Annotated in this window: 20 protein-coding genes and 1 riboswitch; of the genes, 9 read left to right on the top strand and 11 right to left on the bottom strand. The window is 68.0% G+C overall.

Translation table 11 applies throughout. The annotated features are described in order from the left end of the window. Positions 1-157 precede the first annotated feature (157 nt). The 3 genes from AAN986_RS10660 (at position 158) to AAN986_RS10650 (ending at position 3,460) form a co-directional block, all read left to right on the top strand. Complete coding sequence (locus AAN986_RS10660) at positions 158-1,267, top strand: acyl-CoA dehydrogenase family protein (RefSeq protein ID WP_026062547.1); 1,110 nt, start codon at positions 158-160, stop codon at positions 1,265-1,267. Between the two features lie 64 nt (positions 1,268-1,331). Beyond that, positions 1,332-2,198, top strand: a complete 867-nt coding sequence (locus AAN986_RS10655) for a PhnD/SsuA/transferrin family substrate-binding protein (RefSeq protein ID WP_349335647.1) — start codon at positions 1,332-1,334, stop codon at positions 2,196-2,198. Between the two features lie 8 nt (positions 2,199-2,206). After that, positions 2,207-3,460 (top strand): ferritin-like domain-containing protein, encoded by a 1,254-nt coding sequence (locus AAN986_RS10650; RefSeq protein ID WP_349335646.1) that lies wholly within the window; start codon positions 2,207-2,209, stop codon positions 3,458-3,460. 54 nt (positions 3,461-3,514) lie between these two features. Here the strand turns inward: AAN986_RS10650 and AAN986_RS10645 are convergent, their stop codons facing one another. Next, complete coding sequence (locus AAN986_RS10645; RefSeq protein ID WP_047219708.1) at positions 3,515-6,373, bottom strand: midcut-by-XrtH protein; 2,859 nt, start codon at positions 6,371-6,373, stop codon at positions 3,515-3,517. A 300-nt stretch (positions 6,374-6,673) separates the two neighbouring features. Between AAN986_RS10645 and AAN986_RS10640 the strand changes: the two genes are divergently transcribed. The 3 genes from AAN986_RS10640 (at position 6,674) to AAN986_RS10630 (ending at position 10,310) form a co-directional block, all read left to right on the top strand. Further along, a complete protein-coding gene (locus tag AAN986_RS10640; protein WP_133073538.1) occupies positions 6,674-7,024 on the top strand; it encodes a hypothetical protein in 351 nt (116 codons plus the stop codon). Continuing rightward, positions 6,993-8,399, top strand: coding sequence for an AraC family transcriptional regulator (locus tag AAN986_RS10635; protein ID WP_349335645.1), 1,407 nt, complete (start codon positions 6,993-6,995; stop codon positions 8,397-8,399). Before AAN986_RS10640 ends, AAN986_RS10635 begins: the two co-directional genes overlap by 32 nt. A 93-nt stretch (positions 8,400-8,492) precedes the next feature. After that, complete coding sequence (locus AAN986_RS10630; RefSeq protein ID WP_349335644.1) at positions 8,493-10,310, top strand: methyl-accepting chemotaxis protein; 1,818 nt, start codon at positions 8,493-8,495, stop codon at positions 10,308-10,310. Positions 10,311-10,317: 7 nt separating this feature from the next. Here AAN986_RS10630 and AAN986_RS10625 read toward each other — a convergent pair whose 3' ends face one another. The 9 genes from AAN986_RS10625 to AAN986_RS10585 all read right to left on the bottom strand — a co-directional run bounded on the left by AAN986_RS10625 (position 10,318) and on the right by AAN986_RS10585 (position 20,094). Next, positions 10,318-11,115, bottom strand: a complete 798-nt coding sequence (locus AAN986_RS10625; RefSeq protein WP_047219665.1) for an SDR family oxidoreductase — start codon at positions 11,113-11,115, stop codon at positions 10,318-10,320. Position 11,116: 1 nt separating this feature from the next. Beyond that, positions 11,117-12,127, bottom strand: a complete 1,011-nt coding sequence (locus AAN986_RS10620) for an ABC transporter substrate-binding protein (RefSeq protein ID WP_016450561.1) — start codon at positions 12,125-12,127, stop codon at positions 11,117-11,119. Between the two features lie 38 nt (positions 12,128-12,165). Continuing rightward, the gene (locus AAN986_RS10615; RefSeq protein WP_016450562.1) at positions 12,166-12,927 is read right to left on the bottom strand and encodes an ABC transporter permease; all 762 of its coding nucleotides are present in this window, start codon (positions 12,925-12,927) and stop codon (positions 12,166-12,168) included. Beyond that, complete coding sequence (locus AAN986_RS10610) at positions 12,924-13,709, bottom strand: ABC transporter ATP-binding protein (RefSeq protein ID WP_016450563.1); 786 nt, start codon at positions 13,707-13,709, stop codon at positions 12,924-12,926. The genes AAN986_RS10615 and AAN986_RS10610 overlap by 4 nt, the downstream gene beginning before the upstream one ends. A 1-nt stretch (position 13,710) precedes the next feature. Continuing rightward, positions 13,711-15,207, bottom strand: coding sequence for an acyl-CoA reductase (locus tag AAN986_RS10605; RefSeq protein WP_047219666.1), 1,497 nt, complete (start codon positions 15,205-15,207; stop codon positions 13,711-13,713). Further along, positions 15,204-16,322 (bottom strand): long-chain-fatty-acid--CoA ligase, encoded by a 1,119-nt coding sequence (locus AAN986_RS10600; RefSeq protein ID WP_047219667.1) that lies wholly within the window; start codon positions 16,320-16,322, stop codon positions 15,204-15,206. Before AAN986_RS10600 ends, AAN986_RS10605 begins: the two co-directional genes overlap by 4 nt. A 66-nt stretch (positions 16,323-16,388) precedes the next feature. After that, positions 16,389-16,480: riboswitch (TPP riboswitch) on the bottom strand. A gap of 60 nt (positions 16,481-16,540) precedes the next feature. Further along, positions 16,541-17,590 carry a DUF418 domain-containing protein gene (locus AAN986_RS10595; protein ID WP_349335643.1) on the bottom strand — a complete coding sequence of 350 codons (1,050 nt, stop codon included), beginning with the start codon at positions 17,588-17,590 and terminating at the stop codon, positions 16,541-16,543. Beyond that, the gene (locus tag AAN986_RS10590) at positions 17,587-18,213 is read right to left on the bottom strand and encodes a TetR/AcrR family transcriptional regulator (RefSeq protein ID WP_063325956.1); all 627 of its coding nucleotides are present in this window, start codon (positions 18,211-18,213) and stop codon (positions 17,587-17,589) included. The genes AAN986_RS10595 and AAN986_RS10590 overlap by 4 nt, the downstream gene beginning before the upstream one ends. 51 nt (positions 18,214-18,264) lie before the next feature. Then, entirely contained in the window at positions 18,265-20,094 is a 1,830-nt protein-coding gene (locus tag AAN986_RS10585; RefSeq protein WP_349335642.1) for a CocE/NonD family hydrolase, read from the bottom strand. Between the two features lie 216 nt (positions 20,095-20,310). Between AAN986_RS10585 and AAN986_RS10580 the strand changes: the two genes are divergently transcribed. After that, positions 20,311-20,811 carry a MarR family transcriptional regulator gene (locus AAN986_RS10580; protein WP_349335641.1) on the top strand — a complete coding sequence of 167 codons (501 nt, stop codon included), beginning with the start codon at positions 20,311-20,313 and terminating at the stop codon, positions 20,809-20,811. Positions 20,812-20,817: 6 nt separating this feature from the next. On the opposite strand, the gene AAN986_RS10575 is transcribed toward AAN986_RS10580, so the two are convergent. Continuing rightward, positions 20,818-21,705 (bottom strand): 4-hydroxyphenyl-beta-ketoacyl-CoA hydrolase, encoded by an 888-nt coding sequence (locus AAN986_RS10575; RefSeq protein ID WP_016450570.1) that lies wholly within the window; start codon positions 21,703-21,705, stop codon positions 20,818-20,820. 195 nt (positions 21,706-21,900) lie between these two features. On the opposite strand from AAN986_RS10575, the gene AAN986_RS10570 reads away from it, so the two are divergent. After that, entirely contained in the window at positions 21,901-23,610 is a 1,710-nt protein-coding gene (locus AAN986_RS10570) for a tannase/feruloyl esterase family alpha/beta hydrolase (protein WP_016450571.1), read from the top strand. 174 nt (positions 23,611-23,784) lie between these two features. Continuing rightward, entirely contained in the window at positions 23,785-24,933 is a 1,149-nt protein-coding gene (locus AAN986_RS10565) for a porin (RefSeq protein WP_047219673.1), read from the top strand. The last annotated feature ends 11 nt before the right edge of the window (positions 24,934-24,944 follow it).

The following is a 24,944-nucleotide window of genomic DNA, read 5'->3' as shown; positions in this document are numbered from 1 at the left end:
CGCATAATCGCCTGCATTCTTTCCCCAGCCCATCCGCCATTGCAGGTCTGCATGCGGCAGGCGCGTCCAGCGGCCATCGCGGCGCCCCAGCATTTCCCCAGACTTCCAGCAACAGCCTCCCGGCAGGCGGTCATGGGCATGCCCACGGTGAACCCAGATGGAAGTTTTGAAGCAACTCGAACCCCTCATGCGCGACATCATCGCGCCCCAGGCCGCGCAGATCGACGAGCAGGCACGCTACCCGCGCGCCGCGCTGGATGCACTGGCGGCAGCCGGCCTGCTGGGCCTGATCAGCGCCAGCGAGGTGGGCGGCCTGGGCAAGGGCCTGGCCGAAGCGGTGCAGGTCGTCGAGCGCATTGCCCAGGACTGCCCCTGCACGGCCATGGTGCTGACCATGCACTACTGCGGCGTGGCGCTGATCGAACCCTTTGCCGACGACCCTGTGCGCCGCGAGATCGCGGCCGGCCGCCACCTCACCACGCTGGCCGTGTCCGAAGCCGGCTCGCGCAGCCATATCTGGGCGCCGACGGGCACGGCGACCGCCGCTGAAGATGTCATCCACCTGAACGCGCTCAAGAGCATGATCACGTCGGCCGGCGAGGCCGATTCCTATGTCTGGATCTCGCGCGCCACGCAGGGCGAGGGCAATACGCTGTGGCTGGTGGACAGCCGGCTGCCGGGCCTGTCCATTCCCGGACGCTTCAACGGCATGGGGCTGCGCGGCAATGCGTCCTCGCCCATCGAGGCACGCAACGTGGGCGTTCCACGCGCCCGCATGCTGGGCGCCGACGGCGAGGGCGAGGCCGTGAAGGGCCGCTATCTGATGCCCTTCTTTCCCACGCTGATCGCCACGACGTCCATCGGCCTGATGCAGGGCGCGCTGCGCCGCGCCGTGGCCCATGTGGCGGGCACGCGCTTTGCGGAAAGCGGCAGCTCGCTGGCCGACCTGCCCACCATCCGCGCCTACCTGGCCCGTGCCCAGCTGCGCCTGGAGCAGGCCCGCCTGCTGCGCGACGATACCGTGGCCGCCGTGCAGGCGGCCCGGGCCGATGCGCGCACCCGCCTGCTGCAGAGCAAGGCCGCAGCCGCCGAGGCCGCACTGGAAGTGACCGACATTGCCATGCGCGTGTGCGGCGGCGCCGCCTTCCGCAAGGAGCTGGGCATAGAGCGCCTGTTCCGCGATGCGCGCGCCGCCTCGGTCATGGCGCCCACCACCGATGTGATCTACGACATGCTGGGCAAAGGCATGTGCGACGCCGCCGCCTGAGCCTGAACGGCAGAACCCGTCGATCGCTTCACCCCTCCTCCCCCATCCAGCAAAGGACTTCCGCATGACGACAACCGCCCCCGTGATCAAGCTCGGCGCCGTGGCCTACGCCCCCAAGGTGATCACCATCTGGGAAGGCTTCAAGGCGTATTTCATCGAGCGCGGCTACTACTTCGACTACGTTCTCTATTCCAACTACGAGTCGCTGACCGAGGCGTTGATAGCAGGCGATGTGCACCTGGCCTGGAACTCGCCGCTGGCCTTTGTGCGCGCCGACCGCATGGCCCGCGCGCGCGGCCTGCGCGTGGAGTCCATCGCCATGCGCGATACCGACCTGGACCTGCATTCGCTGCTGGTCGTGCCCGCAGACAGCCCCATCCAGAGCGTGCAGGACCTGCGCGGCAAGACCGTGGGCTTCGGTGCCGTGGATTCGCCCCAGGCCACGCTGATCCCGCTGGACCATCTGCGCCAGCAAGGGCTAGTGGCCGGGCGCGACTACACGGCACGCCGCTTTGACGTGCTGGGCGGCAAGCATGGCGACCACATCGGCGGCGAGCGCCTGGCCGCCGCCGCCATGGTGGCCGGCGAGATACAGGCTTCATGGATGGTGGGCAAGAACTACCTGGCCTTTGCGCGCGAAGGCACGCTGCCGGCCGGCGGCACGCGCGTGCTGGCCACCTCGGGCGCCTTCGACCACTGCAACATGACGGCCGGCCCGCACATCGATGCCGGGCGTGCCACCGCCTTCCGCGACATCCTGCTGGCCATGTCCTGGGACGACGCGGCAGTGCGCCCGCTGCTGGAGCTGGAAGGCCTGAAGGTCTGGCACCCGGGCCGCGGCACGGGCTACGGCCTGCTGGAGCGCGCGGTGACGGACGAGGCCTTCTACGACGCCGAAGGCCGCATCACCGTGCAGGACTACCGTTACTGATACGCGCCATGGCCATGCCTGATTCCGACAGCGGCACCCTGCCCGCCTCCACCCTGCCTGTCATCGACCTGCAGGGTCTGGGCTTCGATGCCGGTGCCCATCTTCTGGTCAAGCACGCGCTGGCCGCCCTGCCCGTGGGCGGGCAGCTGCGCGTGACCGGCAGCGCGCCGGGCTGGCAGGCCCAGCTGTCGGGCTGGTGCAGCGACCAGGGCCACGGCCTGCGCTGGGAGGACGGCGCGGGTGCAGCACAGTCCATGGCCATCGTGGCGCGCGGCAGCGCCCAGGCCGGGCGCTGGCGCGGCGCGGCGCAGACGGGCCGCAGCGATGCGCGCTCGGGCGACGGTGCCGTGGCCGCGCAGGCCCAGCCTTTCTGGGGCCTGGCCGCGCGTGGCGCGCAGGTGGAAGCCGGCGCGCCGGCCTTCCATTTCCGGCTCAGCGACAAGCTGCAGATCTGGACCGACAGCGCCTCCGACCTCTACGCCCAGGCCGTGGCCGCGCAGTGGAATGCCGACACCGATATCGACTGGAACGACGCACCCGAGCTGCCCGCGCCGGTGGAGGACGCCATCGTCCAGCTCATGACCTACATGGTCGAGAACGAGAACGCGGCCCTGCTGGTGCCTGCGCGCTTTCTGGGCCAGCTGCACCCGCACTACCGCGAACTGCAGGCTGCGCTGGCCATCCAGGTGGCCGACGAGGCGCGGCACATCGATGTCTTCACGCGCCGCATCCGCCGCCATGGCCGCGAGCCCGCGCTGTCCACGGCGGGTGGCCAGGCCTCGCTCAAGAGCCTGCTGGACGAGACGGATTTTTCCGTGGCGGGTTTCCTGCTGTCGGTACTGGGCGAAGGCACCTTCGTGCACCTGCTGCAGTTCCTGCAGACCGAGGCGCCCGACCCCCTCACACGCCAGATCTGCCGCCTGGCCGCACGCGACGAGGCGCGCCATGTGGCCCTGGGCATGTCCCACCTGCTGTACCGCCTGCAGCACGAGCCCGGCTTCCAGCATCAGCTGGCCCAGGCCGTGGAGCAGCGCTTCGACAACCTGGCCGGCACCTCGGGCCTGAACGAGGAAGTCTTCGACGCCCTGATCCTCATCGCGGCCGGCACCCTCACCCCCGAGGCCCTGGCCCGTGGCGCCGCCCGCGTGCAGCAGCTCATGCGCGACATGGCAGACGGGCGTCTCTCCAAGCTGCTGCGGCTGGGCTTCGAGCGCGGGCACGCCGAGCGGCTGGCCTCGCTGCATACGCGCAATTTCATGTAGGCACGAGAAACGGACCCGGTGCGCGGTGCCCGGTGGCCATAGGACCGGCGCCGGTCAATCCACGATCAATTTGCTGTTGTTCAGCAGCTGCGTGATGATCTGCTGATCCGTGGCGGCACCGGAATACAGCGTCTGCAGATTCACGCCTTCCAGGATGATCTGCTGGGTCTCGGCCGATGCCGAATAGCTTGCACCCACCGCATGGGAGTCCGCACCGAAGCCGCCCGTGTGGCTGACATGGACCCAGGTATCACCTCCTGTGATCTCGAAGTGCAGGTAGTCGGCCAGGTTGCCTGCGGCATTGCCGGGGCCTGCGGATTCACCCTGCAGCAGGTCGCGCAGGTCCAGTACATCACCGCCTGCGCCGTTGGCTCCCGCGGCCGCCATGGCGAAGTTCTGGATTCGGTCCATGGCCGGCGTTCCTGCCGCCCCCTGGTCTCCCAGCGACCAGGCAAAGACATCCACGAAGTTCTCGCCCGCATCACCGCCGCTCATCAGATCGTTGCCGGGGCCACCGGCCAGCAGGTCCGTGCCCGACCCCGCATTGAGGGTGTCGTCGCCGCTGCCACCCATCAGCACATCGGAGCCTGCGCCCGCCGACAGGTTGTCGTCGCCAGCGCCTCCGAAAACGATGTTGTTTCCGTTGTTGGCGCTGATGGTGTTGGCGCCGTTGCCACCGGTGATGTACTCGTTGGCCGAGCTGCCTGTATAGCTGCCGCTATGGGTCGTGGTGACATCCACGGTCGTATATGAGGCCTTGAGCGTGACCACGGTGGATGTCGATGCCGTGAAGCCGCCGCTCACCTCCGTCGCCGTGACCTGGACCGTGAGATTGGTGGCGTTCGTGGTGTAGCTGCCAGGCAGATTCAGGATGAGATTGGGCAGGTCGGCTTCGGTGAACTGCCAGACACCACCACCCAGGTTCGTGCCCGCATTGAAGGACAGATTGGTGGGCAGTCCACTGATCCTGATCGACAGGGTTTCCGAGCCATCCGTATCCACCAGCTTCGTGGTTATCGGAAACCTGACGCTGGTCCCGCCTGTGCCTTGTGCGATGGCCAGCAGGGACTTCAGGACAACGACCGAAGAAGCGCTGGCCGCTCCAACCGACAGATTGACCGTGCCGATACTGGTACCGCCGCGCCCATCGCTGACGTCGTAGAGAAAGCTGGCCGGTCCTTCGTAGCCTGCCGCGGGCGTGAACAGCACCCCGCCCGCCTGCGATGCAAGGCTGCCATTGATCGGCGAATGAGCCAAGGTGATGGTCAGGCTGTCGCCGTCGGCATCCGTGTCATTGGCCAGCAACGTGGCAAAGCTGATGCTCCGCGGGATGTCCGTGGCAACCATCCATTGATCTGCCACGGCAACCGGTGCATCGTTCACGGGAGTGACCGTGATGGAAACGGTGACGATGTTTCCCATGGCCAGCCCATCGCTGGCACGGTAGGCAAAGCTGTCGGAAACCGTCTCGCTGCCGTTGTGGATATAGGTGAAGGTGCCATTGCCGCTCAGCGTCAGGGACCCGTTCGCCGGACCCGTCACCAGCACCGCGACGAGCGGATTGCCGTCAGGGTCCGTGTCGTTGGCCAGCACGCTGGTTGCACCGCTGGCAAGGACCGTGGCCACAGCGCCCTCGGCCACCACTATCGCATCGGAGACAGACACTGGCGGTTGATTGCCGGAGGGCGCAGCAGCAACCGTCACCGACACGCTGGCCGTGGCAAAGCCGCCCCTGCCGTCGCCAATGGTGTAGGTGAAGCTGTCGCTGCCGGTGAAGTTGGCGTTCGGCGTGTAGACCGGATTGCCCGTGACGGCATCCACGACCACGGAACCGTGGGTGCCCTGGGTGATGCCGGAAACGGTCAGGCTGTCCCCATCCGCATCGCTGTCGTTCCCGCGCACGGCGATGGTGACGGATGTATCGGCATCGGTGGTGGCCGTATCGTTGCCGGCCACGGGCACCCGGTTCACGAAAACACTCAGCGTGCTGGACGCGCCGGTCTGCACGGTGTAGCCGATGGCCAGCGGATGGCCGCCGCTGTAGTTCGCATCCGCCTGGAAAGTGAAGCTGCCGTCTGCCTGCAGCGCGAAGGTCCCGCGCCCCGCCACGTTCCGGGAGCTGCCGGCCGCCACGGTCTGGCCTTCATAGGTGAAGCTGGCGACCACGAGCGCCCCATCGGCATCGGAATCGTTGGACAGCACATTGCCCGTGCGCTGCCCGGCCGTGTCCACCTGCACGCTGTCGGGCGCAAGCACGCTGGCGTGGCTGCCGTGCGCGGCGGCCGCCGCGTTGGCGCACAGCTGCGCCACATCCACCCAGCAGGAGCCGCCCGCCTCCAGCGTGGCGCCGACCGCGCAGGCGCTGCCGGGACGCGCGGCCGTCGTAGGAATCGTGCCCGGCACGCCCAGCGGAAAGCAGGTGTTCCACACAGGGTCCGTGATGCCGGTGATTTTCAGCCGCACCGAGGTCTGGTTGCGATAGACCACAGGCAGGAATCCCTGCGGTGCGCCATCGGCACCCAGCGCTGTCGTCTGCACGGGAACGGTGAGCGTCTCGCCTGCGGCCTGGTTGAAGGCTTCCTGCAATTCCTGAATCTGGGCCTGCACCCGCTCGCCCCAGACCGCCGTGGCTGCGGTCATGACAACAGCACCGCCCATGGCCCAGGCACGCAGGCCGACCAGGGAGATCCGCCCTTTTTGCACACCCCGCACAAGGCAGGCCCCCAAGGCCAACGCCAGCAGCGCAAGAGCGCCAGGGTGGTCCACAGGAATCGCCGCCGGCGCCACGGCCGCCAGCGGTGCCGCAGTGATGCTCTGGGCCTGGGCTGCCGGCACGGCACAGGCCACGGCCAAGGCGCCCAACGCCTGTGCGAGCCCCGTGCCACGGGCAAGGAATTGGAAAAGTTGCAGCATGGGTCTGGCCTGGAAGAAAAGATCCGAAGATCCGAACAGGCGGGGAGCGGTCCCCGCCACTGCCTTCAGGCAGGCCACAAATGACTGCGCTGCTGACAATTTCTTACTTTAGACGACGGCCTGCGCAGCGCATATCCCTGAAAGCAGGTAATTGGCCAGCGGGCACCGGCTCTGGCAAGGGCCGCTCGAAGGCCGCACGACCCCTCCAATGCGCCCAGCTCGTCCGACCGCCCGCCCTTGCCTGGCAGGTACCGGCCCAGATCCACCCCGCCCACATGCGGGCCGCATATCACTCGACTTGTGACAACCCTAGAAAACTCAGGGATTTTCTCGCGGGCCTTTGTGATTTTTCCCATCAGAAAAACCGAGCCGCATCAGCGAATTAAGTCAATGGAGCCGGAGAAAGTTTCGCAAAAAGACAAACGCCTGCGCAATCTGACAAGAGAAAGCTTTTCCAAATGTAAACAATTGTTTATTCAGCCTGTAAGATTCCTCCAGTCAATCAGTGTTTCCCATGGGACAGGCCTGCGCCACCCCACAGATGCATTCATCATGAAAATGCATCAATCGAGCAGGATCATTGATTTTTTCAAGCAAGAATTCTTACTCAATCCATCTTTTGACGCACAACATCCACGGCCACCCAGATGAGAGCGCATCCAGATTGTGGAGAATAATATCCGACCATCACCAGCGACCTGATCAGGGAAACAATAAAATCAGCCGGGCCGAGCAATTGCTGCAGGCCTGCAAATGGCCGGAGCCGCCGATATATCCATCATTGGTACTCAGGCATATTCAGGAAGCGCAGGCGATTTTCGAATTGCACCGCATGCCTGACCGCGCGGTGTCGTCGCGCATCGCAGCGGCCTTCGTCCATTGCCAGCTGGGTGAGGAGCGCAATGCCATTTCACTGGCCACGGCGGCCATGGCCAATCCCGCGCTGCTGCCGCCCGAGGCCCTGGTGCGCGCCACCTATGTGCTGGCGCTGGCGCATGGCCGGCTGGGCGAGCTCGATACCGCCCTGCAATTGATCGAAGGCAAGGACCATGATTTTGCGCAAATGGCGCCCGGAGACAGCCCCTGGCTCCCCGCCCTGATCACCTGGGCCAGGGCGCAAATCCTCTGGAAGGTCTTTCTTTATAAAAACCACCAGGACCTGTGGTGCGGGCCACCGCCCGATTCAGGCCTGGTCCAGCTGGGTGCCGCTGCGCCCGACAGCGCTGCCTTGCAGGACCTGCTGGGGAATGTGGGCCGCCAGCTGCCAGCGGGCCTGGCCTGGCCGTACAGCGAGCTGCTGCGGCTGTCGCTCAAGGGGCTGGAGTCGGGCCGGCGCGAGGCTGCCGCCGTGGTCCGCTCCATTGAGCGCATCGGCATCCACTACCAGGCCAAGAACCCGCCCATTGCAGGCTGGGCCTGGCTCAGCAGTGCGCTGGTGCATTGCAGCAAGCGCCAGTACGGACAAGCGCTGCAGGCCGCCGTACTGGCCAAGTCCACGGCGCAGACCTACCAGTTGGAGGGCCTGCACCGCAATGCGCTGGTCTATGAGTACCACATACAGGAAACGCAGGGCGATTTCGCGGGCGCACTGTCCACGCTGAAGGCGCTGAACATCATGCGACTCAAGAGCATGGCCATCAGTCCTTATCTGGAGAAATCACGATTCACGGCCATGGACGAGGCGCGGTTGCATGACCTGGAACCTGCCTATGTGAAACGCGCCCTTCAATACATAGAAGACAACCTGGACAAGAAACTGCTGGTGCAGTCCATTGCCGACCATTGCCGCGTCAGCCGCCGCACGCTGGAAGTTTCATTTCGCCATAGCCGATCATGCAGCATTGGTGAATATATAAGACAAAGCCGTATCCACCTGGCTGCGGAATCCTTGCTGACCACGGATCAAAGCATAGGACAGATTTCCTCCCGGCTTGGATATTCCTCCCTCTCCACATTTTCCAGGGATTTTTCCGGCCATTATGGGATACCGCCATCGGCGTGGGTTCGGCACCACCGGCTGACGTGATTTGAAAAATCCTGGAATGCATATGACGGGCGTGTATTCAGGCCCTACCGATCACCCGAAGCAACACGCAAAGTAGGACGCAAAGGAAGACGCATGAAATATCTGAAGAATATGAAAACGGGCTCCATGCTGGGTCTGGGTTTCTCGGTTCTCATCCTCATCGCGCTGTCGATTGCGCTGCTGGGCCGAGCGCGGCTGATCCAGGCCTCGGACGATGTCTCCTACCTGGCCGACACGCGCATCACCAGCCTGCTCAGGCTGGTGGAGGTCAAGAGCTCGGTGGAGTTCATCTTCCGCGGCGTGCGCAGTCTGGCGCTGATCGAAGACCCTGCGGAAAAGGCCCTGGCCAAGGCCACGCTGGACACGCAGCGCCAGAAGATAGGCCAGCTCATGGAGCAGTTCCGCGAGGGACTGACCACGCCGCAGGGCATCGCCCTGTACGACCGCATGAGGAATGCGCGCACCGCCTACCTGCCGCTGCTGGACCAGTTCATGGCCGCGGCCATGCGGCATGACCTGCCCACCGTCTCGGCCATGCTGGGCAGCAGCGGAGAGTTCCGCAGGCAGCAGGACGCGTTCTTTGCCGCCATCAACGACATGCTGGCCCACCAGCAGGTGCGTGCCACGGAAACGGCCCAGGCCACCGAAGGCAAATCGCTGGCCGCCGGCCGGCAGATGCTGTCGCTGGCCCTGGCCTCGCTGTTGCTGGGTGCGCTGGTGGCCTGGGCCATCACCCGCCGCATCAAGGGCCTGCTCGGTGGCGAGCCGGCCTACGCGGCCCAGGTCACGCAGGAAGTGGCCAAGGGCAACCTGGCGGTGAACGTGCAGCTGCGCCGGGGCGATACCACCAGCCTGCTGGCCAGCCTGGAGGCCATGCGCGCCAGCCTGGCCGGCATCGTCAGCCAGGTGCGCCACAGCAGCGAATCGATTGCCACGGGCGCCAGCCAGATCGCCTCGGGCAACGCCGACCTGAGCGCTCGCACGGAGGAGCAGGCCGCCAACCTGGAGGAAACGGCCGCCTCCATGGAGCAGATGACCGCCACCATTCAGCAGAACGTGGACACGGTGCGCAGCGCCTCGGGCCTGGCCCAGTCGGCCAGCGCCACGGCCGTGCACGGCGGCGAGGTGGTGCATGGCGTGGTCAGCACCATGGAGGACATCACGCACAGCTCGCGCAAGATCGGGGAAATCATCGGCGTGATCGACGCCATTGCGTTCCAGACCAACATCCTCGCGCTCAATGCCGCCGTGGAGGCCGCGCGTGCCGGGGAACAGGGCAAGGGCTTTGCGGTGGTCGCCTCGGAGGTGCGCTCCCTGGCCCAGCGCTGCGCCAATGCGGCCAAGGAGATCAAGGGCCTGATCAGCGAGAGCGTGGGCAAGGTCGCCGCCGGCTCCCGCCAGGTGGCCGAGGCCGGCAGCACCATGAACGACATCGTCACCCAGACGCACCGCGTGGCCGAACTGATCTCCGACATCGGTGCCGCCACGCAGGAGCAGTCCCAGGGCGTGACCCAGGTCAGCGACGCGGTGCAGCAGCTCGACCAGGTGACGCAGCACAACGCATCCCTGGTGGAGGAGTCTGCCGCTGCTGCCGACAGCCTGAACAAGCAGGCCGCGCAGCTGGTGCAACTGGTCAGCGTGTTCCGGCTGGATGAGAACGCGACCCGCCCCCAGGCCGCCCTGTCCAAGTCCACGACAGTGGCAGCGGCCGTGCCGGCGCGTGCACAGACCGCCAGGCCGTCTCCCGCGCTGGCCCCTGCCGTGCCCCTCCCCGCCAAGCCCTTGCGCGCGGCAGCGGCTGCGGCCTCCAGCGCGCCTGTGGCGCTGCCCGCCAAGGCGGCAACACCCCGCCGCGCCACGGCGGCCGGAATGGCCGAGATGGCCGAGGCCGATGAGTGGGAGCAGTTCTAGAACAGGCTCAGCGCATCACCAGGCCACCATCGACGAACAGTACCTGTCCCGTCATGAAGCCGCTCAGTTCCGAGGCCAGGAACAGCACCGGCCCCGCCACGTCTTCGGGGCTTGCCAGGCGGCGCAGCGGCGTGGCGGCCATCAGCGATTCGCGGAAGGACTCGCGCGTGTCCTGCGTGCCCTGCGTGGGATAGACCAGGCCCGGCGCCACGCAGTTGACGCGTATGCCCACGGGCCCCAGTTCGCTGGCCAGGTTGCGGCTGAAGGCCACCAGCGAGGCCTTGGCCGTGGTGTAGTCGTGGTACGGCACGACGGGGTGCTCCACCAGGTTGCTGGCGATGTTGACGATGCTGCCCCGCGCACGCTGGCGCATCTGCGGCAGCACGGCGCGGCAGACGTTGAAGGCCGCGCCCACGGCACCGTCGTACTGGGCCTGGTAGTCGCTCCAGTCCAGGTCGTCGAAACGGCTGCGCCGCTCGGGATCGAAGGCATAGGGCCTGAAGGCGTTGTTGACCACGATGTCGATGGCGCCCGCCTCGCGCGCAATGGCCTCGGTCATGGCCTGGACGGCAGGCTGCGAGCCTACATCGGCCTTGATGGCCCAGGCATCGCCTCCGGCCTGCTTGCCCGCAGCCTGGCAGGCCGCCACGGTCTGCGCGGCGGCAGCATCGTTGGACAGGTGGTTGACCACCACGGTGGCGCCCTCGCGCGCAAAGGCGGTGGCAATGGCCGCGCCTATGCCGCGGCCGGCGCCGGTGACCAGTACCACCTTGCCTTGCAGGCCCAGGGAAGACGGCTGTGCCATCTCAGGCCCCGGGCAGCAGGCTGGTGTCCACCACGTCGGACACCTTGATCTGCCTTTGCACCATGCCCTGCGCGCGGTAGGCGTCGGCGCCCTTTTGCAGGGCGGCCAGGTCGAAGCTGCCCAGCGGCTTGCCGGCTTGCAGCGGCTGCGAAGACGCATTGCGCAGGCGGATCACGTCCAGGTTGATGTCGCGCTGGGTGCCGTCGATGGCGTGCTTGCCGGCCAGCGTGGCGGCCTCCTCAGGGTTGGCCATCATCCAGGCGGCGCTGTCGCGGTAGCCCTTGAGGAAGGCGCGCAGCAGGTCCTTCTTGTCGCGCAGCGTGTCCTCACGCACCACGAACATGTCGCTGGAGATGTTGAGGTGGTCGCGCACCTGCATCACATCGACCTCGCCAATGCCTTTGCGCAGGCCCACGGCCAGGCCGGTGTCGGTGGCGGCCGTGGCATCGACCTGGCCCTGCATCAGCGGCGCGAAGTTGAGCAGGCCGGTGACGACGATGGTCACGTCCGACTCCTTGAGGCCGGCCTGGTGCAGCATCACCAGCAGGTTCTGGCGCGTGCCGCTGGACAGGCTGTAGACGCCGATCTTCTTGCCCTTGAGGTCCGCCGGCTTGCGGATGCCGGCCGACTTGAGCGAGACCACGTTGAACACGTTCTGCGGGTAGATGTCGTAGATGGCGACCAGCTTCTCGCCCTTGTCCAGCGCCATGAAGAAGGAGCCGGGGTCGGTGAAGGCCACATCGGCCTGGCCGCTGAGCATGTTGCGGATGGCGTCGCCGCCGCCCGCGCCGGGCAGGTAGGCCAGCTCCACGCCCTGGGCCTTGAAGAAGCCCTTGTCGGGCTCGGCCAGGATGTTGGTGATCTCGCTGATGGGCTTGCTCCAGCCCGCCAGGCGGATCTTGCCTTGCACAGGAGCGGCCAGGCAATTGCCGGCCAGCGCCAGGCCGGCAAAACCGGCAGAGGCGCCCAGCAGGCTGCGGCGGGTGAGGAAGGGGGATTGCGGTGTGTGCATGGCGCTTGGGGAAAAGGTTTCGGAAGTGTTCAGGACGGTCAGGCGGCGCGCGAGCGCAGCAGCCGGCGCTCCAGCACCAGGCAGGCCTGGTACAGCAGCAGGCCCATGGCGGCGATCAGCACCAGGGCGGCGAACATGAGGGTGGTGTCCATCATTCCCTGGGCGGCGATGACCACGGCGCCCAGGCCCCGGCTGGCGCCCATGAATTCGGCCACCACGGCGCCGACCAGGGCCAGCACCACGGCCACGCGCAGGCCCGCAAGAATGGCGGGCAGGCCCGTGGGCAGCTTCAGGCGCAGCAGCGTCTGCAGCCGCGTGGCGCCCAGCATGCGAAACAGCTGCAGCCGCTGGGCATCGACCTGGCGCAGGCCGGTCAGGGTGTTTTCCATCAGCGGGAAAAAGCAGATCAGCGCCGTGATCAGCACCGTGGGCAGCATGCCGAAGCCGAACCACAGCACGAACAGCGGCGCCAGCGCCAGCTTGGGCACGACCTGGCTGACCACCACGTAGGGCTTGAGCACACGCTCGAGCAGCTCGGATTCAGCCAGGGCCATGCCCGCCAGCAGGCCGATCGCGCTGCCGGCCGCCAGCCCCAGCAGCAGGGCCTGGAGCGTCGCCCAGATGTGCGGCCAGAAATAGCCCGTGGCCAGCCCCGTCCACAGCGATGCCGCAATGGCCGAGGGCGCCGGCAGCACCAGGGCGGACAGGCCCCATTGCCGCACCAGCAGCTCCCACAGGCCCAGCAGGACCAGCGCCAGCGCGGCGGCCAGCAGGCGGGCATGGAACAAGGACACCGTCATGCCGCCGTCCTGTCCAGGGCTGCGCGCACGCGGGCGCAGTGTTCGTTGAACGCCGGCCCGTGGCGCATGGCCTGGGTGCGCGGCGCGGGCAGATCGACTGCCATATCGGCCACGATGCGCCCGCCGTGCATGAGGGCGATGCGGTCGCCCAGGTAGACGGCCTCGTTGATGTCGTGGGTGACGAAGAGCACCGTGGTGCCGCGCTCGCGGCAGGTGCGCAGCAGGTCGTCCTGCAGCTCGGCGCGCGTGATGGCGTCCAGCGCGGCAAAGGGCTCGTCCAGCAGCAGCAGCGGCGGATCGAGGACCAGCGCCCGCGCCAGCGCCACGCGGCTTTGCTGCCCGCCCGAGAGATGGCGCGGATGGCGCTGCGCATGGCTGGCCAGGCCCAGCTGCTGCAGCAGCGCCAGGGCGCGTTGTTCGTCCTGCGGCGCGGGGCGCCTTTGCAGCGACACGGGCAGCAGCACATTGCCCAGCGCCGTATGCCACTCCAGCAGCGTGGGCGCCTGGAACATGAAGCCCAGCTGCGGGCCGGGCTCGGCCAGCTCGGCGCCACGCAGCAGGATGCGGCCCGACTGCGGCCTGAGCAGCCCCGCCGCCAGCTTCAGCAAGGTGGTCTTGCCGCAGCCGCTGCGGCCCAGCAGGCAGTGGACCTCACCGGCCTGCACGCGCCAGTCCACACCGTCCACCACGGGCGGGCGGCCCGGGTAGGTGAAGACCACTTGCTCGACATCGAGAAACGCCATGGTTGCAGCCCCGTCCGTCCCCTCTTGCAGGTTCGCCATGTCAGTCCGCATACGGCGCAAACGGCTGCGCCGCCGCCTCGGCAGATTGCTCTATCTCGGTCATGCGCACCAGGTCCAGCAGGTTGAAGCGGCCGTCATGGTGCCAGCCGGCCTCGGGCATGCTCATGGAGCCGATGGCACTGATGCGCGTGACGCCGGCCGCGCCCAGCAGGCCGGCCAGGCGGTACAGCTGCTCGGGCGAGGCGGCAATGCCGGCCGTCTGCAGGTAGTCGCGCTGCGCGGCCACCACGGGCACGGCGTCATCCAGGCGGTCCACACCCACCACGGCAATCGTGCGGTACAGGGCCGTGGGCGCCAGCGGCTGCAGGCTGTCGCTGTACGCCACGCTCCAGGGCGCGTCAACGGGGCCCAGCAGCTGCTGCGCGTCGCCCGACCATTCCACGGCCTGCTGCCAGCGGGCCACGGCGGCGCCCTCCTCCAGCTCCAACGGCCGGCGCGCAAAGCGCCGCTGCAGGTTGGCCAGCTCGGCCGCCAGATAGTCGGCAAAGGCACGCGGCGGCACGGGGGCACCGCGCTCCACGTAGAAGACATGGGGCGAGTAGCAACCCTGCTGGTCGTAGCGCATCACGTCCCAGGCCGCCAGCCGCGCCACGGCGGGCGCCTTGAGCGTGTCCAGCGCCTGGGCGCCCACCATGCCGAAGCCCAGCTTGTGGCCATGCGGCAGAAAGCGCGTGGTCACGGGCAGGCGCTGGCGCAGCGCCTGCAGCGTCTGGTTGCCGCCGTAGGCGAGCACGGTGTCGGCCTCGGCATGGAGCGCGGCGGCTCCACCGCCATCCACGCCATCGGCGCCATCCGCCCCATCCACACCACCCGCGCCGCTCCACCACACCACGGCCAGGCAATCGGTCAGCGGCGGGTGCACCTCGGCCAGCAGCCGTGCGAACCAGCCCGCGAACAGCGGCTCGGCGCTGGCCAGCTTGCCAATGGCTGGCGCCTTGACCAGCAGGCCGCAGACCAGGCTCCACAGGGACAGCGCAGGCACATTGCCGGCCCAGCTGTGCATCAGCAGGTCGGGCCCGAAGGCGCGCACCGCGCCGCCCTTGGGCGCGGGCTGGAAGCCGTCCAGCACGGCCGGGTTGGCAAAGTCCTCGGCCACGAAGCGCCGCAGCTGCGCGGCGCGAAAGGTCTTGAAGAAGCCCGTCAGCCCCAGGCGCACCATGTCGGCGTCATAGCCGCTGACCACGGGCAGCCAGGCCTCGGCCTGGCGCCGATAGGGATCGCTGCGGTCCAGCAGGCGGGCAATGGCACGGTCGATGGCATCGATGATCTCGGCCACGGGCATGGCCCTGAGGTGGCGGTCGGCGGCACGGCGCACATGGGCTGCCAGCGCATGCATCTGCGGGCCGGTCAGCAGGGGCACGGAGACTTCCAGCCGCACGCCGCTGCGTTCGAAGGGCAGCACATGCCACTGCACCTCGTCCTCGCGCAAACCAGGCAGTTCGGGCAGGTAGCCGGCCGTGATCCTCTCGATGTTCATGCAGCAGCGGCCTTCACGAATTCATCGACCGCCAGCGAGCAGCCCTTGGCCGCTGCGCCCTCGGCACGCCCCAGCAACAGGAAACCGCTGTTCTCGCCATGGCCGGCCCACAGGCCCACGTCCTCGGTGAGGATGGTGGTGACCGCGTTGTAGTTGGCCAGGTCGCAGTGCACGAGAATGCCGCGCTCGCCGGGCGCCACGCTGCGGCCGGTGACGGGCTCGACCAGGCGCGAGCGTATCCAGTGCGGCCCCGACTTGACCGAGGGCAGCGTGGCATTGCCGTCGTCATAGAACTGCGTGCTCAACTCGGTCATGCCGTACATGTTGATGCAGTGGCTGCGCGGCACGCCCAGCAACCGGGACAGGTCGGCGTAGAAATCCTCCAGCGGCAGCTCGCGCGACTGGCCCTTGTAGCCGCCCGTGTCCAGGATGCGGCTGCCCGGCGGCAGGCAAAAGCTGCGGCCCTGCTCGCGCAGCGCGTCCATCACATGCACCAGGCTGAAGCTGGCGCCCAGCAGCGCATAGGGGCGGCCGCTGCGCTCGGACTCCTCCAGCACGGCGCACAGGCCGGGCATGTCCAGGCCGTCGGGGGTGAGGAAGTAGCGGCTGTCGGGAGTGCCGAATTCCGTCTTGGCCAGCGCCAGGTAGTGGGCCAGCGAAGAGTTGGGCATGGCCTGCTCGTCGGGAAAGAGGATGCCCATTGGCAGGCGCTCGTGCCCGGCCATGAAGCGCTGCGCGAAGTTGCGCGTCATCGACGCATCGTAGACATCGAGCGCGGGATGGAAGTGACGCCCGCGCGAAGACAGTCCCTTGGCCTGGCCCGTGGTGCCGCTGGTCATGAACACGCGCTCCGCGGGCGAGGCCGACTCGCTGCGCAGCTCCATGGCCTTGAACGCATCGATGGGCACGGCGGGAATGTCGCTCCAGGTCTTCACATTGCGCAGCGTGGCGCCGCGCCGCTGGCAGAAGCTGCGAAACGGCGCATTCGATTCGTATTGGTAGGCGAACAGCCGCAGCGCCAGTGCGTCGAACTGCTCGTCGGTGCAGCCGTCCATGGCGATGAATGCAAGCAGGTCTGCGACCAGAGAAGCCGCCTGGGGCCGGGCCTTGTCCATGGAATTCCTTCGAGAGCTGGGACGTGATGCTCCGAAGGCGCCCCGCCCGTGGCGCATGGGCGGCCACGCAGGGGTGCAAGCTCTTCTTCCGCCGGAATGACCCGGTTCAAGTTCTCGGGTGTGGATCTCAGCACTGGCGTGCACCCCGGAGCGGAGAGCTATCTTACAGCAGGGTCGCCAACGCCGCAGGCCCGGGGCCATCGCCCTGCAAGACTGCGTCAGCCCAGTGCCGTCAGCCGCCGCATCACCCACTCCACGGGCCCCTGCGCCGCCTTCTTGCTCCAGGCCCAGGCGGCCAGGCTGGCGATGATCACGTACAGCGCGGCGGCCACGGCCACTTCGCGCAGGCTGCGTGATCCGTCCAGAGCGCCCATGGCCTCCAGCAGGCCCATGCCGATGAGGATGTGTGCCAGGTACAGGGTCAGCGTCATGCGCCCGGCCGGCAGCAGGCCGCGCCACGGTCCGGCGGGCCAGCGGTCGGCCAGCCGCAGGCAGGCGCCTATGGCAATGCTGGCGCAGCCCAGGCCCATCAGCAGATAGGCTGGGCCGGGCGGCATGGGGCCGGTGGCCAGCCAGGGAGCCCATTCACTCTGTGCCGCAAGTGCCGAGACGGCGCAGGCCGCGCCCACCATCAAGCCGCCCGCAGCCACCAGGCCCCATTGCACGCGCGGCTCGGCCAGCGGCAGGCGCGCCAGCAGCATGCCGCAGAGGAAGAACGCAAACCAGGGCAGCACCGGATGGAAGCCGTTGAACAGCAGGTTGCGCGCAAAGCCGGCCGGCTCCCACAGGCCCTGGTAGGACAGGCTCGCCCAGTCCCAGCCCTGGCTGTAGTCCAGCTGCAGCAAGGCCCAGGCGGACAGCACGGCCACTGCCGCCATGCCGGCCAGCAGCGCCCGTGCGCCGGCCTGCAGCCAGGCGATGGCCAACACGAAATACACCGCGTAGTAGTGAATGATGTCGGCCGGAAAGATCAGCAGGTTCATGCCACCGGCCACCAGCAGGAACAGCGCGCGGCGCAGCGTCCAGAGGCGCGCCGTGGCCGGCTCCAGCGAGCGCGTGGCCAGCACCAGGCCCAGTCCCGCCAGCACCACGAAGGTGGCCGAGGCCTTGCCCTCCAGAAAATGGAAGAACGACAGCAGCCAACCCGGCTCCTGCAGCGCGGGATGCATGGCCTGCTTGAAGTTGACGAACACCATGCCTGCCAGCGCCAGGTAGCGCGCCAGGTCCAGCCCCGCCAGGCGGGCGCCCCTGCCGGTGGCGTGCCTCATGTCGCGTCCCCCCGTGCCTCGCCTCCAAGAAGGCAGGCCAGCAAGGCGGGATGCAGCACATCGACCCCTTCATCCGCCCCCGCGTCTTCTTGCGGCGTCACCGCCAGCGCAAAGCGCAGCGCATCGCTTTCCACGGCATCCAGCAGCAATTGCGCGGCCAGGCGCACGGGCACGGCGGGCCGCAAGAGGCCCTGCTGCGCCCCGCGCTCCATGAAGCCTGCCAGGCCGTCGAGCATGCGCCTGCGGTTGGCCTCGAAGGCCGGCGCCAGCCCGGGCGAACGCGCGATCTCGGACAGGCATTCGGCGCTGAGCACGGCCCATTCCCGCTGGCGGCACAGCGCCTGGTAGGCGGCCAGGAATTGCGCCACCACAGGCAGCGAAGGGGCTGCGGCCCGCTCCAGCGCCTGCAGCAAGGGCAGCAGCTCGGTCTGCTCCTGCGTGGCGACCTCGGCAATCAAGGCCTGCTTGCTGTCGAAGTGGTTGTACAGATTGCCCAGGCTCACCGAGGCAGCCTGCGCGATGTCGCGCATGCTGGTGCAGTGAAAGCCGCGCTCCACGAAGCACTGCAGGGCGGCCTCCACGATGACGGCCCGGCGCTCGCTGATGTCTTCTTTCTTTTTCATGCCCCGAATGATGAACGAACGTTCATTCATAGTCAACACCGGGGCATGAAATCACAGCGGCGGCAGGGGGCCCACGCCCGAAGGAACGGCCTCCTCGTTGGGCCTGCAAGGCTGGCGCAGCATGCGCCGGCAGTCCGGCAGCTGCCGCTCATGGGCATAGGCGATGTGGCCCAGCACGATCTTCGACGGCCGGCTGCGGTCCAGCCAGACGGTGTTGGTCGAAGGCGTGGACAGATGGTCGAAGGCCCAGTACCCGGTCTGCGAAGGCGTGTCCAGGGTCACGCGCAGGCTGGAGCCCGCGCGGAACACATGGGCGAATTTCTGAATTTCCACGCGCATGAGCGTGGGCTCGCCGGGGCGCAGCGGGCGCACGGCGGCCTCGGTGAAATCGCCCCAGGGCCGCAAGGCGGTGGAGCGCTGGCCGTCCAGCGCACGCATGGAAGCACGCAGCCAGCCGCGCTGCACGAACATCTCCTGGCCGTCGGGACGCACCTCCGAGACGGTGACCTGCACATCGGTGTCGCCGGCCGTGGCGCTGAGCCACAGGTCCAGCGAGGCCTCGCCATAAAAGCTCAGCGCGCGCGGCAGCGGGGCCGTGGTGAAGCGCAGCAGGCCCTGCCCGGCGGGGCTGGCCGTCCATTGGCCCGCGCCGGACTCGGTATCCGCGTCGGGATGGTTGGCCTCGGCGCCCGGCAACGGGTAGCGGTAGCTGGCCGACTGGCGCTCGGCCTGCGGCGGCGCATCGCCCAGGCCGCCGCCCGGCTGCAGCCACAGCGTCATGGGCGTGACGCGCACGGGCAGCCGGTCAAAGCTGGCCACGGCCGAGGGGCGCAGCTGCCCATAGTCGCCCCCACCGTTCATCCACTGCATTTCCTGCGCCAGCAGCACGCGGGGCGTGTGCTCGAAGCCATTGCTCTCGCCCTTGAGAAAGCGCGCATAAAAGCGCTTCATGGTCTCGCGCAGAAAGGGGGCGTTGTCGGTGTGGTGGTCGCCGTTGGAGCTGATCAGCCACATCTTGTCCGGGGCGATGCTGTCCTCGTAGTAGCCCATACGGGTGCCCACCTGCTCGTCCTGCCAGGACTGGGTGCCCAGCGTGGGGATGTCGATGCGGTGCGTGGAGTTCATGGCGCTCTTGAGCGCGTAGCGGGCGCCGAAGAAGCGGTCCTCGTCCAGCCAGCGCGCCATGTCCAGGTCAGGGCGCTGGATCTTGCGGATGTTGTCCTCCACGACCTGGGCGCATCCGGTATCGCCATCCAGCGCCCTGGCATCGTCGGCGGCCTTGCGCCATATCGCGGGGAACTGCCGCCACCAGTTGGCGGGAAAGCCGATGTTCTGGATGCCGCCCGGATAGGCCACGTCGCGGTAGGGATCGGCCACGTTCTTGCCCGGCGCGATCGCCTTGAGGCTGGGCGGACGCTGGGCCGCCACCCACAGCTGGTCGTAGCCCGAGTACGAATAGCCCACCATACCCACCTTGCCCGTGGACCACGCCTGGCGCGCCGCCCACTCCACCGCATGCGCCCCGGCCGCGCCCACGGAGGCGTCGGCCCACTGGTTCTCGCCCGTGGAGCAGCCTGTGCCGGGCACGTTCAGGCCCATCACGGCATAGCCTTCCTGGGTCCATTCCTGGGTGGTCTGGTCCGTGACCGAGCCCGATCCGTAGCCGTCGTACTCCATCAGCACGGGAAAAGGCCCCGGCCCCTTGGGGAAGACCACCGAATAGCGCATCTTGTTGCCGTCAGGCAGCTGGATGTAGCCCCAGATGCGCGGCCCGGGGTTGGTGCTGCCCGAAGAGCCCCCGCCGCAGGCCGCGAGGCCCAGGGCAAGGGTGGCGATGCCGGCCGCGCCGAGCCACGCGCGGGAATGGCGAAAAGTCATCATGGATGGTCCTCCTGGTTGCTGATGCAGTCATGCCCGCAAGGGGGCAGGCCGCAATGTAGGACCGTCCGGGCGCATGGCGCACGCGCAGGCTGAAGGGGGGCTGAAGCACGCCTGAAGACAGGCTGAAGGCGAACGCGGCCAATCGCCACGGCCTTAGGCCCCGGACCACGGCAGCCGCGCGCCACACTATGATTCGATTTTCAGTTCCTTGAACCCATGCCCCGCGCCCGCACATCCAAGCCCGCTCCGTCCGAAGAGAACACGGCCCCGTCCGGCGCCACAGCGCCGGGGCCGTCCATCGACGCCTCTTTCCTGCACACCCTGGTCGGCTACAACGCCCGGCGTGCCTCGATGTCCATCATCGAGGTGTTCGTGGAGCGCATGGCCACCCACGATCTCAAGATGGTGGAGTTCTCCGTGCTGTCCCTGGTGTCCCACAACCCCGGCATCACCTCGCGCCAGCTGTGCACGGCGCTGGACGTGATGCCGCCCAACCTGGTGGGCCTGATCGCCGCCCTGGAGCGGCGCAAGCTCATCGAGCGCCGCCCCCATCCCACAGACCGCCGCGCCGTGGGCGTGCACCTGACGCCGGCCGGCGCCGAACTCACGGCCCAGGCAGAAAGAACGGCGGCCCAGCTGGAGATGGATGCCACCTACCGCCTGACCGATGCCGAGCGCAAAACGCTGATCCAGCTGCTGCAGAAGATCTACAACTGAGCGCGCTCAGTCCGCCTTCTGCGCGGCGGGCCGGTCCAAGCCCAGCAGCCGCACCGCATTGCCCTTGAGGATGCCGGGCATCACCTCGGGCTTGAAGCCGGCTTCCTGGAAATCCTTCATCCAGCGCTCGGGCGTGATCAGGGGATAGTCGCTGCCGAAGAGCACGCGGTCCCTGAGCAGGGTGTTGGCGTACTGCACCAGCTGCCGGGGAAAGTACTTGGGGCTCCAGCCCGACAGATCGATCCAGACATTGGGCTTGTGCAGGGCCACGGACAGGGCCTCGTCCTGCCAGGGAAAGCTGGGGTGGGCCATCACGATCTGCATGTCGGGAAAGTCGATGGCCACGTCGTCCAGGTGCATGGGATTGCTGTAGGCCAGGCGCAGGCCGCCGCCGCAGCGCATGCCGCTGCCAATGCCGCTGTGGCCCGTGTGGAAGATGGCCGGCAGTTGGTGCTCGGCCACCACCTCGTAGATCGGCCAGGCCATGCGGTCGTAGGGATGGAAGCCCTGCACCGTGGGGTGGAACTTGAAGCCCCTGACGCCCTCTTCCTCGATCAGCCGCCGCGCCTCGCGCGCACCCATGCGGCCCTTGTGCGGATCGATGCTGGCGAAGGCCACCATCATGTCGCTGTTGGCCCGCGCAGCCTCGGCGATCTCCTCGTTGGGAATGCGGCGCCGGCCCAGCTGCGATTCGCTGTCCACCGTGAACATCACCAGGCCCAGGTTGCGCTCGCGGTAATAGGCAACGGTCTCGGCGATGGTCGGGCGCCGGCCGTTGCCGAAGTACTTGTCGGCGGCGCGGTCGTACTCCTCGCCGTAGTTGTCGAACGGGTTCCAGCAGCTCACCTCGGCATGCGTGTGGATGTCGATGGCAATGAGTTTTTCGTGGTCCATGTCTGTCTCCTGTGCGGCCTGCTGCCTGCCCCGCAATCAAGGGGAAGTCCCAATAAGAAATTCGCAAAGGCCGCTTGAATTGGTTATTAAATATAACCAAAATCGCGGCCATCAGAAAGCGATGCAGATGCAGGCAACGGCTGCCACGCAACGGATTCGCGCTGAGGCTTCACACCACCTTCCGAGGAGACAGACATGGACAGAAAGATCCACAAGACCCGTTCCCGCGCCTTGCCGGCCGCGCTGGCCGCCGCCCTGCCCGCCCTGCTGCTGTCGGCCTGCGGCGGCTCGAGCGACGGCATCGCGCAGTTGGCCGAGGCCCGCCCCGCCACGCTGCTGTCGTGCACGGACCTGGCCGCGAAAATATCCTTCCCCAACACCCGCATCACCGCCGCCGAGACCGTGGCCGCCGGCACGCTGGCGGTGGCGGGCAAGCCCATTGCCGAGCACTGCCGCGTGACCGGCCGCATGCACGAGCGCGTCAGCACCGTGGATGGCCAGAACTACGCCGTGGGCTTCGAGATGCGCCTGCCGCGCGACTGGAACGGGCGCTTCTTCTACCAGGCCAACGGCGGGCTGGACGGCGTCGTGAGCACGGCCGTGGGCGCGCTGGGCGGCGGGCCGCTGGGCAACGCGCTGCAGATGGGCTTTGCCGTGCTCAGCTCCGATGCCGGGCATGCAGGCAGCCTGGGTCCCTTCTTCGGCCTGGACCCGCAGGCGCGGCTGGACTATGGCTACCAGGCCGTGGGCAAGCTCACGCCCATGGCGCGCAGCGCGCTGCAGACGGCCTATGGCAAGGGGCCTGACCGCTCCTACCTGGGCGGCTGCTCCAACGGCGGGCGCCACGCCATGGTGGCGGCCTCGCGCTATGCCGACCAGTACGACGGCATCATCGCCGGCAACCCCGGCACGCGCCTGCCGCTGGCGGCCATTGCCAACATTGCCGGCGCCCAGGGCTATGCGAAGCTGGCGACCACGCCCTCGGACCTGGGCACGGGCTTCACCCAGGCCGAGCGCCGCCTGGTCAGCCAGGCCGTGCTGGCCCGGTGCGATGCGCTGGACGGGGCCACCGACGGCATGGTGCAGGCCGGCGCAGCCTGCCAGGCGAGCTTCGACCTGTCGCGCGATGTGCCCACCTGCGGCGGTGCGCGCGACGGCAGCTGCCTCAGCGCCGAGCAAAAGAGCACCATTGCCGGCCTGTTCAAGGGCGCCACCACCAGCGGCGGCAGCCGCATCTACAACAGCTTCCCGTATGACGCGGGCCTGGATACGGCCGGCTGGGCCGGCTGGAAATTCTCCAACCCCATCAGCCGCGACTCCGGTGCCGTGGCCTTCATCTGGCAGACGCCGCCGGAAAGCGCCGCCAGCTTCAACGACGCGCAGTTCGCCCTCAACGGCAGCGTGGACAGCATGCTGGCCAAGGTGCAGGCGACCAACGGCACCTTCACGGAAAGCGGCCTGTCGCTGATGATGCCGCCCGACTACGGCAAGCTGCCCGTGCTGCGCAACCGGGGCGCCAAGCTCATGGTCTACCACGGCACGGCCGACCCCATCTTCTCCAGCGATGACACCGTGCAGTGGTACGACACGCTGCGCCGCAACCATGGCGACGCCGCCGACTTCGCCCGCCTGTACCTGGTGCCCGGCATGAACCACTGCAGCGGCGGCCCGGCCACCGATCAGTTCGACATGCTCAGCTCCCTCGTGGCCTGGGTGGAGAAAGGCCAGGCGCCGGACCGCGTGATCGCCAGTGCGCGCGGCGCGGGCAACGCGGGCGGCACCAACGCCGACCTGCCCGCCAACTGGTCGCCCACGCGCACCCGGCCGCTGTGCCCCCATCCGCTGGCCGCCCGCTACAACGGCAGCGGCGACATGGAAAGCGCTGCCAGCTTCAGTTGCCGCTGACCATGCACTGAAGGCGGGCGGCGCCTGAACGGCCCGCCCCCTTCCGCCCTCATCCACCCCCTTGTCCGCAGTCCCGCCCCCCGGCGGGGCCTGGCCCCGCTGCGCCTGAAAAAAAGGCGCGCGGACACCCACGCCAAGACGGCAACGATTTTTCAAACCAGAGGAGACATCACCATGCAAAAAACCCCTTCCCCGCTGACCCTGGCGGCCGCCGCTGTGCTGGCCCTGGCCGGCTCCGGCGCCAGCTTCGGCGCCTTCGCGCAAGGCACCTCCAGCGTCACGCTCTACGGCATCGTCGATGTGGGCGTGGAGCACCTGAACAATGTGGCGGCGGGCGGCGGTCTCAGCCGCATGCCATCGACCACCAGCATGGTGCCCTCGCGCTGGGGCCTGCGCGGCAGCGAGGACCTGGGCGGCGGCCTCAAGGCCATCTACACGCTGGAGTCGGGCTTTGCGCCCGACCAGGGCACCTTCAACCAGGGCGGGCGCGGCTTTGGCCGCCAAAGCTGGGTGGGCCTGGGCGGCAACTGGGGCAGCCTGACCATGGGCCGCCAGAACTCCATGCTGTTCTGGTCGCTGCTGGACTCGGACATCATCGGTCCGGCCGTCTTCGCCATGGGCTCGCTGGACGCCTACATTCCCAACTCGCGCGCCGACAACATGCTGGCCTGGCGCGGCAACTTCGGCGGGCTGGCACTGGGCGCGGGCTACAGCTTCGGGCGTGACACCGTCAATGCCGGCCCCAGCCCGGCAGGCACCAACTGCCCGGGCGAGAGCGGATCGGACACGCAGGCCTGCCGCCAATGGTCACTGTACGCCAAGTACGACACACCGGCCTGGGGCGTGGCGCTGGGCTACGAGCAGCAAAACGGCCGCACGCCGGCCTCGTCCACCGACCCGGTGTTCGGCGGCATGAACTCCAGCGCCAAGCATGACGAGCGCCTGCACCTGGGCGGCTACTTCAAGCTGGCCGGCGTGAAGATCGGCGGCGGCCTGCTGCGCCGCGACAACGACGGCGACGCCGTCAAGCCACGCAGCAACCTGTGGTACGTGGGCGCCTCCTACCCGGTCACCGAGGCCCTGGTGCTCGAAACCCAGTGGCTCACGCTGCGCTACCGCGGCGTGTCGGGCTACGACTCCGACCTGCTGGTGGCACGCGCCATCTACAACCTGTCCAAGCGCACGGCGGTCTACACCCAGCTCGGCCACATCCGCAACGACCGCCTGGCGACCGTCTCGGTCAGCGGCGGCGCGCCGGGCAGCAACACCGCGCCGGGACGCTCGCAGACCGGCATCAACGTGGGCATCCGCCACATGTTCTGAGCCGCTTCCAT

It is taken from the genome of Delftia sp. DS1230 (assembly GCF_040112715.1).
Classification (GTDB): Bacteria; Pseudomonadota; Gammaproteobacteria; order Burkholderiales; family Burkholderiaceae_C; genus Comamonas; species Comamonas tsuruhatensis.
The sequence above is the reverse complement of the archived record's forward strand: the minus strand, read 5'-3'. Positions and strand labels throughout refer to the sequence as shown.

Coding starts and splice junctions, on each gene's coding strand:
- AAN986_RS10620 (WP_016450561.1), bottom strand. CDS start 12,127: ATGCACACACCGCAATCCCCCTTCCTCACCCGCCGCAGCCTGCTGGGC.
- AAN986_RS10605 (WP_047219666.1), bottom strand. CDS start 15,207: ATGAACATCGAGAGGATCACGGCCGGCTACCTGCCCGAACTGCCTGGT.
- AAN986_RS10595 (WP_349335643.1), bottom strand. CDS start 17,590: ATGAGGCACGCCACCGGCAGGGGCGCCCGCCTGGCGGGGCTGGACCTG.
- AAN986_RS10590 (WP_063325956.1), bottom strand. CDS start 18,213: ATGAAAAAGAAAGAAGACATCAGCGAGCGCCGGGCCGTCATCGTGGAG.
- AAN986_RS10610 (WP_016450563.1), bottom strand. CDS start 13,709: ATGGCGAACCTGCAAGAGGGGACGGACGGGGCTGCAACCATGGCGTTT.
- AAN986_RS10565 (WP_047219673.1), top strand. CDS start 23,785: ATGCAAAAAACCCCTTCCCCGCTGACCCTGGCGGCCGCCGCTGTGCTG.
- AAN986_RS10600 (WP_047219667.1), bottom strand. CDS start 16,322: ATGGACAAGGCCCGGCCCCAGGCGGCTTCTCTGGTCGCAGACCTGCTT.
- AAN986_RS10575 (WP_016450570.1), bottom strand. CDS start 21,705: ATGGACCACGAAAAACTCATTGCCATCGACATCCACACGCATGCCGAG.
- AAN986_RS10585 (WP_349335642.1), bottom strand. CDS start 20,094: ATGATGACTTTTCGCCATTCCCGCGCGTGGCTCGGCGCGGCCGGCATC.
- AAN986_RS10570 (WP_016450571.1), top strand. CDS start 21,901: ATGGACAGAAAGATCCACAAGACCCGTTCCCGCGCCTTGCCGGCCGCG.
- AAN986_RS10615 (WP_016450562.1), bottom strand. CDS start 12,927: ATGACGGTGTCCTTGTTCCATGCCCGCCTGCTGGCCGCCGCGCTGGCG.
- AAN986_RS10645 (WP_047219708.1), bottom strand. CDS start 6,373: ATGCTGCAACTTTTCCAATTCCTTGCCCGTGGCACGGGGCTCGCACAG.
- AAN986_RS10630 (WP_349335644.1), top strand. CDS start 8,493: ATGAAATATCTGAAGAATATGAAAACGGGCTCCATGCTGGGTCTGGGT.
- AAN986_RS10650 (WP_349335646.1), top strand. CDS start 2,207: ATGGCCATGCCTGATTCCGACAGCGGCACCCTGCCCGCCTCCACCCTG.
- AAN986_RS10655 (WP_349335647.1), top strand. CDS start 1,332: ATGACGACAACCGCCCCCGTGATCAAGCTCGGCGCCGTGGCCTACGCC.
- AAN986_RS10625 (WP_047219665.1), bottom strand. CDS start 11,115: ATGGCACAGCCGTCTTCCCTGGGCCTGCAAGGCAAGGTGGTACTGGTC.
- AAN986_RS10660 (WP_026062547.1), top strand. CDS start 158: ATGGAAGTTTTGAAGCAACTCGAACCCCTCATGCGCGACATCATCGCG.
- AAN986_RS10580 (WP_349335641.1), top strand. CDS start 20,311: ATGCCCCGCGCCCGCACATCCAAGCCCGCTCCGTCCGAAGAGAACACG.